The following is an 11,357-nucleotide window of genomic DNA, read 5'->3' on the forward strand; positions in this document are numbered from 1 at the left end:
ATGGAGACGCTGATCTCCGCCTTCGCCAGCATTCCGGCCCTGGCCGGGCTGGCGGCGGTGCTGGTGCTGCTGCCGGTCATCTGGATGTTCATGCCGCTGCTGGGCTTCGGCAGCACGCGTCCCTTCGAGGACCCCTGGTCCCGCGCCGTCATCTGTCTGCTGGTTGTCGCCATCTATCTGGGCCTGACCTGGTGGCGGGCGCGGCAACGACGCGCGCGCGACCGGGCGCTGACCGATGCGGTGGCCAGCGCCGCCCCGGAAGAGGAGGACCGCAGTGCCGAGGAAACCGCGGCACTGAAAGAAAACCTGGAGAAGGCGCTTTCCACGCTCCGTCGCAGCGCCGCCCGGCAAGGAAACTTCCTGTATGAGCTGCCCTGGTATGTGCTGATCGGCCCGCCGGGCAGCGGCAAGACCACGGCCATCGCCCGCTCCGGCCTGGAATTCCCGACCGGCGAGGGCAAGCTGCCCGGCATTGGCGGCACCCGCCATTGCGACTGGTGGCTCTCCGACCGCGCGGTGCTGCTCGACACCGCCGGCCGCTACACCACCCAGGATTCCGATGCCGCCGCCGACAAGGCCGGCTGGGATTCTTTTCTGTCCATCCTGAAGAAGACCCGGCCGCGGCAGCCGTTGAACGGCGTCATGGTGGCCTTCGGCGTCGATACCCTGGCCTCGCTGACCGCCGAGCAGCGCGAGCAGCATGCCCGCACCATCCGCCGTCGCGTGCGCGAGCTGGAGGAAAAGCTGGGGCAGCGCCTGCCGGTCTATCTGCTGGTCACCAAGGCCGACCTGCTGCCCGGTTTTTCGGAAACCTTCGACGATCTCGACCGCGAGACACGCGCCCAGGTCTGGGGCTTCACCTTCCCGCTGGAGAAGGGCCCCGAGGGCGCCACCCCGCGCTTCGGCGCTGAATTCCAGGCGCTGCTGGCGCGGCTGCAGGAACGGCTGCTGGAACGCCTGCAGGCCGAGCGCGGCCCGACCCAGCGCGCCGCCATCGCCGCCTTCCCGGCGCAGCTGGCCTCGCTGGAGGCGCCGCTCGCCGCCTTCGCCCAGGCCGCCTTCGCCGGCACGCGGCTCGACCCGGCGCTGATGCTGCGCGGCGTCTATCTGACCTCGGGCACCCAGGAAGGCTCGCCGATCGACCGGCTGACCGGGGCCATGGCGCGCAGCTTCGGCCTCGATGCCCGCCGCGTCGCCCAGGTCTCCGGGCAGCAGGGGCGCAGCTTCTTCCTCGGCCGGCTGCTGCGCGACGTTGTCTTCAACGAGGCGCGGCTCGCTGCCCGCGACCGTGGTGCGGAACGCCGTCGCCGCTGGGTGACGGTGGGCGCCTGGTCCCTGGCCCTGCTGCTGGTGCTGGGCGGCGCCGGCTGGGGCTGGTCGATCCGCGCCGGGGAAATTGCCCGCGCCGAGGCCATGGAGGCCGCCATCGCCAAGGCCGAGGCGGCGGCGCAGGGCATCCCCTTCGACCCGGTCACCGATGGCGAGCTGCTGCGCGTCCTGCCCTATCTGGACGCCGCCCGCGACCTGCCGCCGGCGGCCGGCATCGCCGCCGCCACCGGCATCGGACTGGACCAGGCCGAGAAGCTTTTGGCCGGCGGCAAGCTGGCCTATCGCCATGCGCTGGACCGCACCCTGCTGCCGCGGCTGCTGGCCCGGCTGGAGCAGCAGATCCGCGCCGAGCTGCAGCGCCCGGAAGTGCTCTACCAGGCGACCCGCGCCTATCTGATGCTGGGCCGCCAGGGGCCGATGGATGCTTCCCTGCTCCGTGGCTGGATCGCCGCCGACTTCGCCCGCGCCTATCCCGGCGCGCTGCACCAGCCGCAGCGCGAGGCGCTGCTGGGCCATCTCGACGCCCTGCTGGCGCAGGATTTCCACCAGTATCCGGTCGATGGCGCGCTGGTGGACACGGCGCGGCGCGTCTTCTCCCGCCTGCCGATGGCCGAGCGCGTCTGGTCGCGCCTGGCCGCCTCGGCCGCCGAGGTGCCGCCCTGGCGCCCCGCCGATGCGCTGGGGGCGGGGGGGCAGCGCTTCTTCACCCGCGCCTCCGGCAAGCCGCTGACCGAGGGCGTGCCCGGCCTCTACACCCTGGCCGGGCTGCAGCAGAAGCTGTTGCCGGCGCTGCCCGGCGCCGTCCGCGCCGCCGCCGCCGAAGGCTGGGTGCTGGGCCCCGAGGCCGCCGCCGCCGGCGTCGAGGACCCGGCGCAGCTCGAGGCCGCCGTGCTGGCCCTCTATGCCCGCGACTATGGCGATGCCTGGCAGGCCATGTTGGACGATCTGGTGCTGCCGCCTTTCGCCGGCCTGCCGGCCGCGGCCGAGGGGCTGAACATCCTGGGCGCGCCCAACTCGCCGCTGCGCGACATCCTGCGCTCCGTCTCGCGCGAGCTGACGCCGAGCGCGGTGGCGGAAAAGGTCGCGCCCCAGGGCGGCGGCGCCCCGGTGCCCACCGGCCCCGCCGCCGAGATCGGCCGCATCGTCGAAACCCGCTTCTCTGCCCTGCTGGCGGCTTCCGGCGCGCCCCTGGAAGAAATCCTGAAGACGGTGAGCGAGCTCTATGTGCAGGTGGCGCAGCTGGCCTCGCTGCCGCCGGGCACCGCGCTGCCGCCGCCCTCGCCGGGGATGCTCGACCCCGGCCAGCGCCTGCTGGCCGAGGCGGCGCGCCAGCCGGAGCCGCTGGCCAAATGGCTGCGGGCCCTGGCGCAATCGACCCAGGCGGCGCGGGCCGGCGGTGCCAAGGCGGCCATCGCCGCCGCCGCCGCGCAGCAGCTGGCGCCGCTCTGCCGCGCCATCGAGGGCCGCTTCCCGCTGCGCCGCGACGGCGCCGATATCCCGGTCGACGATTTCGCCCGGCTCTTCGCCCCGGGCGGCGCGCTGGACCAGTTCTTCGTGCAGAATGTCCGCCCCTATGCCGATACCAGCCAGGAGCCCTGGCGGCCGATGGCGACCGACGGGCTGGCGCCGCCGGTCAGCGCCGCCGACCTCGCCCAGTTCCAGCGCGCCCAGGCGATCCGCGACGCCTTCTTCCCCGGCATGGCCGGGGGCGGCTTGCGCTTCGAGCTGATCCCGCAGGGCCTCGACATGGGCTCGACCAGCGCCGTGCTGGAGGCCGAAGGCGTGCGCAACGAGCTGCCGGCCGGTGGCGGCGGGCGGCCGGTGCTGCTGTCCTGGCCATCGCGCGGCAACACCACGCTGGCCTTCGAGCCGCCGGCCATGGCCGGGCCGCTGGCCCTCGATGGCGGCTGGTCGGCGCTGCGGCTGGTGCTGGGGCGGCAGAGCACGCTGCAGCGCCTGGCCGGCGAGCGCTATCGCCTGACCGTCAGCCAGGGCGACCGCGCCGCCGTCTTCGAGCTGCGCGCCGGCAGCAGCATCAACCCCTTCAACCTGCCGGAGCTGTCGCGCTTCCGCTGCCCGAGCCTGGCGCCATGACCGGGCTCTACGGCAAGCTGCCGGCGCATGGCGACTTCGTCCGCCGCCGCCTGCCGGCCGAGCTGGTCGTTGCCTTCGACGGCTGGGCCGCCGCCGGGCTGCAGGCCGCCGAGGCACGGCTGGGCGCGGCAAGCTTCGCCGCGCGCCATGCCGCCACGCCCTGCTGGTGCCTGGCCCTGCCGGCTGGTGCCTGCGGCGAGCAGCCGGTCAGCGGCGTGCTGGCCCCCTCGCGCGACGCCGTCGGCCGCCGCTTCTTTGTCCTGTTGGCGGCGCCGGTGATGCCGCCAGGGGAGGACTGGTTCGCCGCGCTGCAGCAGCTGGCAGGTCGCGCCCTGGCAGAGAACTGGGATGCCGATCGCCTGGCTGCCGCGCTGCCGGCGCCTTCCGGCGAAAGCCTGGCGAGCGGCTGGTGGCACGCGACCCAGGACTGGCCCGTCCCGAAGCTGATCCCGCCGGAGCACGTCTTCCAACTGCTGGGGACGGCATGAGCGGCTTCCGCTCCGATGCCTGCACCCATGCCGGCACGCTGCGCCGCCGCAACGAGGATGCGGTGGTGCAGCGCCCCGATCTCGGCCTCTGGGCGGTGGCGGATGGCGCCGGCGGGCATGGCGGCGGCGATGTCGCGGCCGCCGCCGCCGCCGCCGCGCTGGAAGGCGTGCCGCCCGGTCTCTCGGCGGTGGAGATGCTGACGCAGATCCGGCTGCGGCTGGGCGCGGCCGATGCCGAGCTGCGCCGCCGCGCGGCCGCCCTCGGCCCCGGCCGGGTCATGGCGACGACCGTGGTGGCGCTGCTGCTGCGCCAGGCGCATTTCGCCTGCCTCTGGGCCGGCGACAGCCGCGCCTACCGGCTGCGCGGCGGCGTGCTGAAGCCGCTGACCCGCGACCACAGCCTGGTGCAGCAGATGATCGATGCCGGCGAACTGGACGCCGAGGAGGCCGAGCGCCACCCGCAGGCCAATGTCATCCTGCGCGCCATCGGCGGCGGCGAGGCGGGGGCGGAGCTGGAGAAGATCTCCGGCGCCGTGCTGCCGGGTGATCTGTTCCTGCTGTGCAGCGACGGGCTGTTCAAGGCGGTGCCGGAGGCGTCGCTGGCGCAGCTGCTGGAGCAGGGGGCGGATGCCCGGGCGCTGATCCAGGCGGCGCTGCAGGCCGGGGCGCGCGACAATGTCAGCGCCATCGTGCTGCGCCAGCGCGCCGGTGCCCAGCCCGAGGACACGGTGCAGCCGCATCGCTGAGCGCCAGGCACGAAAAAGCCGCGGCGGCCTCGCGGCCGCCGCGGCGGTCTCCGCCTGTTACGAGCGCTTGGCGGTCGCCAGGTCGTAGGTGCTGGAGGAATTGCTGCCCGACTGGTCGTCGCCGATCGTGCCGTAGGACATCTCGATCTTGTCGAAGTTCAGGCTGACCGTCTCGTTCGGCCGGTCACCGCCCGAGCTCAGCGTGAAGCCGCTGACGCCAGCCCCGGTCAGGGTGTAGCGCAGATAGGGCTGCACGCCGCCGCCGGTCTGGGTGCGGACGAAGGTGATGACGACCTCATGGTCGAGCTTGCCGTAGAGCGATTCCTCGAACAGCTTGATCGAGGCGCCGTCGGTCAGCTTGGTGACGGTGACCTCGCTGACGCTGGCCTCCGAGGATTCACGCGTCGAGGTGCCGCGCGCGGTGGAGATGCCGCGGCCGACGCCAAGCTGGAAGGACTGCAGCTCGATCTGCTTCTCGAAGCCCTGGGTGGTGCTCTCGCCGTCCACGCCCTGATACTTCATGTAGATCGCCATGTGGGACTCCTTGACCTTCTCTGTCCGGGATCCGCGGCGTCAGGCCGCGTCTGCGCCGATGTCGTAGTCGAACTGCCCGTCCGCCCCCATGCCGAGATGGACATGCGTCAGGGTCTTGCCTTCCATCAGCCGCGCCAGGATGCGCGACGACAGCTCGGGCAACAGGGTGCGCGTCAGGATCGTCTCGATGTTGCGCGCACCGCTGTCCACTTCGGTGCAACGTGCCGCGATGGTGTCGAGCACGCTGTCATCCACCCGCAGCGCGACGCCATAGGCCTCGCGCAGCCGCCGCTCGATCCGCCGGAAGTTCAGCGCCACGATCTGGCGCAGCACGGCGGGGGCGAGGGGGTAGTAGGTCACGACGTTGCAGCGACCGAGGAAGGCCGGCTTGAACCACGACAGCAGGTCGGGCCGCAGCGCCTCGGTCAGGGCGGCGGGCTCCGGCGCCAGATCGGGATCGGCGCAGAGCCTGGCGATGGTGTCGGTGCCGGCATTCGAGGTCATGATGATGATGGTGTTGCGGAAGTCGATGTCGCGACCCTCGCCGTCCTTCATCTGCCCCTTGTCGAAGACCTGGTAGAAGACGTCCTGCACACCCGGATGGGCTTTCTCCATCTCGTCGAGCAGCACGACCGAATAGGGTCGGCGGCGAACCGCCTCGGTGAGGACGCCGCCTTCGCCGTAGCCAACATAGCCCGGCGGCGCGCCCATCAGGAGGGAGACCTTATGCTCCTCCTTGAACTCGCTCATGTTGATGACGGTGAGATTCTGCTCGCCGCCGTAGAGCAGGTCGGCCAGCGCCAGCGCCGTCTCGGTCTTGCCGACGCCCGAGGTGCCGGCCATCAGGAAGACGCCGACCGGCTTGCGCGGATCGGTCAGCCCCGCGCGATGCGTGCGCACCGCCTGGGCGATCGCCTCCAGCGCATGCGGCTGGCCGATCACCCGCTGCTCCAGCTGCGCCTTCAGGTCGAGGACGTTGCGGATCTCGTCGCCCAGCATCCGGCCGACGGGGATGCCGGTCCAGGTCTCGACCACCTCGGCCACCGCCTGGCCGTCGACCACCGGATGCACCAGCGGGCTTTCCTTCTGCAGGTCGCGCAGCGCGGCCGCCTTGGTGGCCAGCTCGGCGCGGGCCTCGGCATCGTCGGCCTCGGCGCGGCTCCGCAACTCGCGCAGCGTCGCGATCAGCCCGCGCTCCGCATCCCAGCGCTGCTGCAGGGCGGCCAGCTCGCCTTCGAGCACGGCGCGTTCTTCCTCCAGCGCCTGCAGCCGCGCCGCGTGGTTGGCGCCGCTCGCCGCCTCGCGGGTCAGCGCGCCGCTCTCGGTCGCGATCAGCGACAGCCGGCGCTGGCGGTCCTCAATCGGCGCGGGCAGGGCGCTCTGGCTCATGGCGACGCGGGCGCAGGCGGTGTCCAGAAGAGAAACACCCTTGTCCGGCAGCTGCCGTGCCGGGATGTAGCGCGCCGAGAGCCGCACCGCCTCGGAGACCGCCTCGTCCAGGATGCGCACGCCGTGATGCTTCTCCAGCACCGCCACCAGGCCGCGCAGCATGGCCGCCGCCATCGGCTCGGCCGGCTCGGCCACCTGCACCACCTGGAAGCGCCGGGTCAACGCCGCATCTTTTTCGAAGTACTTCTTGTATTCGGCCCAGGTGGTGGCGGCCAGGCAGCGCAGCTCGCCGCGGGCCAGCGCCGGCTTCAGCAGGTTGGCGGCATCGTTCTGCCCCTGCTGCCCGCCGGCGCCGATCAGCGTATGCGCCTCGTCGATGAACAGCACGATCGGGCGCGGGCTGGCCTTGACCGCATCGATGACGCTGCGCAGCCGGTTCTCGAACTCGCCCTTCATCCCGGCGCCCGCCTGCAGCAGGCCGAGATCGAGCGAGAGCAGCCGCACGCCGGCCAGCGCCTCGGGCACGTCGCCGGCGGCGATGCGCAGCGCCAGCCCTTCGGCGACGGCGGTCTTGCCGACGCCGGGCTCGCCGGTGAGGATCGGGTTGTTCTGCCGGCGCCGCGTCAGGATGTCGATCGCCTGGCGGATCTCCGTGTCACGGCCGAGGATCGGGTCGATCTTCCCCGCCGCCGCCTGGGCGGTGAGGTCGGTGCAATACTGCTCCAGCGCGCCGCTGCCCGCCGCGGGCGCGGCCATCGGCGCATCGCCCGGCGCGCTGGCCGTGGCCTGCGCCTCCTCGCTGCCCGCGGTCAGGCCAGCGAGATCGCGGCGCAGCGTTTCCGGTGACAGCGCCGCGAGGGAGGGGGCGCTGTCCAGGATCGCCCGGCGCAGCGCATCCTCCGACAGCAGCGCTGCCAGCAGGTGGCCGGAGCGGATTCGCGAGGCCTGGTCTTCAAGCGAGGCGATCAGCCATGCCTCGCGCAGCAGGGTCACGATATCGGGAGAGAGTGCCGGCGCGCGGCTGTTGCCGGTGCGCAGCCGGTCCAGCGCCCGCGTCAGTTCCGTGACGACGCGCCCGGCATCGAGGCCGCTGGCCGACAGGATCGCGGAAACGTCAGAGCCGGGCTGCTCGGCGATGCGCAGCAGCAGGTGCTCGATCTCGACATTGTAATGGGTGCGCGACAGCGTCAGACCTGCCGCGGATTCCAGCTGGCGACGGCAGAGTTCGTCGAGCCGCCCGACGAGCGACTTCAGATCCAACGACACCATGCCTGTCTGCGCCTCCGCTGTCTGGCACTCTCCCTATGCCGAAGACTGGGGCGGGGCAACTGACCCGATGCGCTTGCGCCTCGTTCCGGGCGTTGCCTCACGCGCTCTTGCATGACAAGAAAGTGGGTGACAGCGAAAACGAGGAATGGCGTCGGCCATGAAGACGGTGATCGACCTGGCGCAGATGCTGGCGCCGCTGCCGGACGGCGAGGGCGGCGTCGGCCGCGACCTGCGCGAGGACTACTCGCCGAGCTCGCCCTATCAGAAGCTGCGCGACGCCCGCGCCGAGGCGCGCGCCGAGGAACGGGCGCAGGACGCCGCCGAGGGCGAGGAGGGTGTGCCGCAGCCCTGGCGCGAGGTGAAGCGCCTCGGCGCGCTCTGCCTGTCCGAGCAGACCCGCGACCTGGAGATCGCCGCCTGGCTGGCCGAGGCGCTGGTGCGGCTCGACGGGCTGGAAGGGCTGCACGACGCCGCGCGGCTGCTCTCGGGCCTGCTGGAGAGCTATTGGGACGGCGCCTACCCGCTGCCGGACGAGGACGGGCTGGAAGGCCGCGCGGCGCCGCTGGCGGGGCTGGCCGGGCAATCGGCCGACGGCACGCTGATGCAGCCGCTGCGCCGCCTGCCGCTGTTCCACCGCGCCGATGGCAGCGCCGTCTCGCTCTATGTCTGGAACCTGGCCGAGGACACCGCCGCGCTGGCCGATGCCAGGCGGCGCGAGGCGCGGCATGCCAGCGGCATTCCGCAGCTCTCGGCGCTGGAGCAGGAGGCCGTCGCCGCTGGCGCGCAATGGCGCGCGCTGGGTGATGCGGCGCGCGCCACCGCCGAGGCCTGGGCCGGCTTTGACGCGCAACTCACCGCGCGTTTCGGCGAGGCGGCGCCGCCGACCCGCCGCGTCGCCGATCTGCTGGCCCGCTTCGTCGAGCTCGCCACGCGCTTCGGCGGCGCGGCCGCGCCTGCCGTGGCGACCGCGCCGTCCCCCGCGCCGGCCGCCGTCGTGCCGCAACCCGTGGGCGCCGCACCTGCTGTCGTGGCGCCCATCGTGGTCGCGCCGCCTACGGCCGAAGGTGCGGTGCTCAATCGCGAAAGCGCGATCCGTCAGCTGGAAAGCCTCGCCGTCTTCTTCCGCCAAACCGAGCCGCATTCGCCGCTGGCCTATGCCATCGAAACCCTGGCGCGCCGCGCCCGCATGCCGCTGCCGGCGCTGCTGGAGGAGGTGCTGCCCGATGCGGCGGCGCGTCACGCAATGTTGAGCATGCTGGGCATCAATCCTGGCGCCGCCGTTTCGGCGCCTTTGCCGCCCCAGACGCAGGAAAATCCGAAGCCTGCGCCTGAGACGCCGCCCGCGGCCGAGCCCAAGGGCATCGTCTGGTAGCGGTTTCGTCAACTTGCTCTCGGCCGCGGCTTCGATCATCGTCACGCGCGAATATCGCATCGACGGAACGAAGTGGTCCGGGGCGCCCGAGGCGTCGTGGCCCTGACGAGAGGAAGATCGCCTGCATGAGCGGTAGCGTTCACGACAAGCTGGCGCGCGTCCGCAAGCCGCGCGTCCACATCACCTATCAGGTGGAGACCGAGGGCGCCGAGATCGAGCGCGAACTGCCCTTCGTCGTCGGTGTCATGGGCGATTTCGCCGGCGACCCGGCCGAGCCGCTGAAGCCGCTGGCCGAGCGGAAATTCGTGCAGATCGATCGCGACAATTTCGATGACGTCATGGCCCGTGTGCAGCCGGGCCTGAAGCTGAAGGTGGAGAACACCCTGGCGGGCGATGGCAGCCAGATGGCGGTGGACCTGAAGTTCCGCTCCATGGAGGATTTCTCGCCCGCCCGCGTCGCCGACCAGGTGCCGGCGCTGAAGGCGCTGCTCGAGACCCGCGCCAAGCTGCGCGACCTGATGAGCAAGGTCGACCGCTCGGAGGAGCTTGAGGGCCTGCTCGAGGAAGTGCTGCAGGACCAGGCGAAGCTGCAGAAGCTGTCGGGTGAGCTCGGGCTCGATCAGAAGGAGCCCAAGGCATGAGCGGCGCGCAGAAGGGCGCCGCCCCGGCCGCGGCGGCGACCGAGACGGAAGCGGGTGCCGGCCTGCTCGACCAGGTGCTGGGCGCGACGCGCCAGACCGAGCGCGACCGTGCCCAGGAGCTGATCAAGGCGCTGACCGAGGAAGCGCTGAAGGGCACCGTCACCTTCCACCGCAACCTGCAGCAGACCTTCGACCGTGCCATCGCCGAGATCGACCGCAAGGTCAGCGAGCAGCTGAACGCGGTGATGCACAATGAGCGCTTCCTGAAGCTGGAAGGCTCCTGGCGCGGGCTGCAGTATCTGGTGAAGAACAGCGAGACCGGCACCTCGCTGAAGCTGCGCCTGCTGCAGGCTTCGAAGCGCGAGCTGTCGCGCGACCTGCAGCGCGCGACCGAGTTCGACCAGTCGCAGCTGTTCAAGAAGCTCTACGAGAACGAGTTCGGCATGCCGGGCGGCGAGCCTTATGGCGCGCTGATCGGCGACTACGAATGGACTAACCATCCGGACGATGTCGAGACGCTGCGGCTGGTCTCCAACGTTGCCGCCGCTTCCTTCGCGCCCTTCATCTCGGCCGCTGGTGCCGGCATGTTTGGCTTCGAGGACTGGCGCGACCTGTCCAAGCCGCGCGACCTCGCCAAGATCTTCGACACGGCCGAATACACCAAGTGGCGCGCCTTCCGCGAGACCGAGGACAGCCGCTTCGTCAACCTGGTCATGCCGCGCGTCATCGCCCGTCTGCCCTATGGCGCAGGCACCGTGCCGGTCGACGAATTCGGCTATGAGGAAGCGCCGGCCGATGCCGCTGGCCGCCCGCAGCAGATGTCGCATGACAGCTATTGCTGGATGAACGCGGCCTATGTCATGGGCGCGCGGCTGACCGATGCCTTCGCGCAGAACGGCTTCTGCGTCGCCATCCGCGGCGCCGAAGGCGGCGGCAAGGTGTCCAACCTGCCGACACATACTTTCGTCTCGGATGATGGCGACACCGACGCCAAGTGCCCGACCGAGATCGGCATCACCGACCGCCGCGAGGCGGAGCTTTCGGCCCTCGGCTTCCTGCCTCTCTGCCACTACAAGAACACGGATCATGCCGTCTTCTTTGGCGCGCAGTCGGTGCAGAAGCCGAAGAAGTACGACCGTCCAGAGGCCACGGCCAATGCCGCCATTTCGGCGCGGCTGCCCTATCTGATGGCGACCGGCCGCTTCGCCCATTTCCTCAAGGTGATGGCGCGCGACAAGATCGGCTCCTTCATGGAGGCGAGCGACTGCGAGGTCTGGCTCAACCGCTGGATCAAGAACTACGTCAACGCCAATGAGAATGCCGGGCCGGAGAGCAAGGCGAAATACCCGCTGCGCGAGGCCAAGGTCGAGGTGAAGGAAGTTCCCGGCAAGCCGGGCGTCTACAACGCCGTCGCCTATATGCGCCCCTGGCTGCAGATGGAGGAGCTGACCACCTCCATGCGCATGGTGGCGCGGATCCCGCACAAGGCGTGAGC

8 protein-coding genes are annotated in these 11,357 nt (G+C 71.4%); 6 read left to right on the plus strand and 2 right to left on the minus strand.

Annotated elements, in window-relative coordinates; translation table 11 throughout:
- Genes tssM through WFI16_RS08735 form a run of 3 tightly spaced genes read left to right on the plus strand, consistent with a single transcriptional unit; the run spans window position 1 to window position 4,657 of the window.
- A complete protein-coding gene (gene tssM, locus WFI16_RS08725) occupies window positions 1-3,423 on the plus strand; it encodes a type VI secretion system membrane subunit TssM (RefSeq protein ID WP_419897432.1) in 3,423 nt (1,140 codons plus the stop codon).
- On the plus strand, window positions 3,420-3,911 hold the full coding sequence (tagF, locus tag WFI16_RS08730; protein ID WP_419897433.1) for a type VI secretion system-associated protein TagF: 492 nt from the start codon (window positions 3,420-3,422) through the stop codon (window positions 3,909-3,911). The genes tssM and tagF overlap by 4 nt, the downstream gene beginning before the upstream one ends.
- Complete coding sequence (locus WFI16_RS08735; protein WP_419897434.1) at window positions 3,908-4,657, plus strand: PP2C family protein-serine/threonine phosphatase; 750 nt, start codon at window positions 3,908-3,910, stop codon at window positions 4,655-4,657. Before tagF ends, WFI16_RS08735 begins: the two co-directional genes overlap by 4 nt.
- A gap of 57 nt (window positions 4,658-4,714) precedes the next feature.
- Here WFI16_RS08735 and WFI16_RS08740 read toward each other — a convergent pair whose 3' ends face one another.
- Both WFI16_RS08740 and tssH read right to left on the minus strand, forming a co-directional pair.
- The gene (locus WFI16_RS08740) at window positions 4,715-5,191 is read right to left on the minus strand and encodes an Hcp family type VI secretion system effector (RefSeq protein WP_419897435.1); all 477 of its coding nucleotides are present in this window, start codon (window positions 5,189-5,191) and stop codon (window positions 4,715-4,717) included.
- Between the two features lie 39 nt (window positions 5,192-5,230).
- Window positions 5,231-7,849, minus strand: a complete 2,619-nt coding sequence (gene tssH / locus WFI16_RS08745; RefSeq protein ID WP_419897436.1) for a type VI secretion system ATPase TssH — start codon at window positions 7,847-7,849, stop codon at window positions 5,231-5,233.
- Between the two features lie 157 nt (window positions 7,850-8,006).
- Between tssH and tssA the strand changes: the two genes are divergently transcribed.
- From tssA to tssC, 3 genes are all read left to right on the plus strand, one after another.
- Window positions 8,007-9,221, plus strand: a complete 1,215-nt coding sequence (gene tssA, locus WFI16_RS08750) for a type VI secretion system protein TssA (RefSeq protein ID WP_419897437.1) — start codon at window positions 8,007-8,009, stop codon at window positions 9,219-9,221.
- A 125-nt stretch (window positions 9,222-9,346) separates the two neighbouring features.
- Window positions 9,347-9,862 carry a type VI secretion system contractile sheath small subunit gene (gene tssB, locus WFI16_RS08755; protein ID WP_419897438.1) on the plus strand — a complete coding sequence of 172 codons (516 nt, stop codon included), beginning with the start codon at window positions 9,347-9,349 and terminating at the stop codon, window positions 9,860-9,862.
- Window positions 9,859-11,355: a type VI secretion system contractile sheath large subunit gene (gene tssC / locus WFI16_RS08760; RefSeq protein ID WP_419897439.1), complete on the plus strand. Its 1,497-nt coding sequence runs from the start codon at window positions 9,859-9,861 to the stop codon at window positions 11,353-11,355. Before tssB ends, tssC begins: the two co-directional genes overlap by 4 nt.
- The last annotated feature ends 2 nt before the right edge of the window (window positions 11,356-11,357 follow it).

Origin of the sequence: Roseomonas sp. USHLN139, assembly GCF_037145735.1 — a bacterium.
Lineage (GTDB): Bacteria > Pseudomonadota > Alphaproteobacteria > Acetobacterales > Acetobacteraceae > Pseudoroseomonas.

Excerpts from the sequence above, each read along its gene's own strand:
- tssM (WP_419897432.1), top strand. The coding sequence starts at position 1 with ATGGAGACGCTGATCTCCGCCTTCGCCAGCATTCCGGCCCTGGCCGGG.
- tagF (WP_419897433.1), top strand. The coding sequence starts at position 3,420 with ATGACCGGGCTCTACGGCAAGCTGCCGGCGCATGGCGACTTCGTCCGC.
- WFI16_RS08735 (WP_419897434.1), top strand. The coding sequence starts at position 3,908 with ATGAGCGGCTTCCGCTCCGATGCCTGCACCCATGCCGGCACGCTGCGC.
- WFI16_RS08740 (WP_419897435.1), bottom strand. The coding sequence starts at position 5,191 with ATGGCGATCTACATGAAGTATCAGGGCGTGGACGGCGAGAGCACCACC.
- tssH (WP_419897436.1), bottom strand. The coding sequence starts at position 7,849 with ATGGTGTCGTTGGATCTGAAGTCGCTCGTCGGGCGGCTCGACGAACTC.
- tssA (WP_419897437.1), top strand. The coding sequence starts at position 8,007 with ATGAAGACGGTGATCGACCTGGCGCAGATGCTGGCGCCGCTGCCGGAC.
- tssB (WP_419897438.1), top strand. The coding sequence starts at position 9,347 with ATGAGCGGTAGCGTTCACGACAAGCTGGCGCGCGTCCGCAAGCCGCGC.
- tssC (WP_419897439.1), top strand. The coding sequence starts at position 9,859 with ATGAGCGGCGCGCAGAAGGGCGCCGCCCCGGCCGCGGCGGCGACCGAG.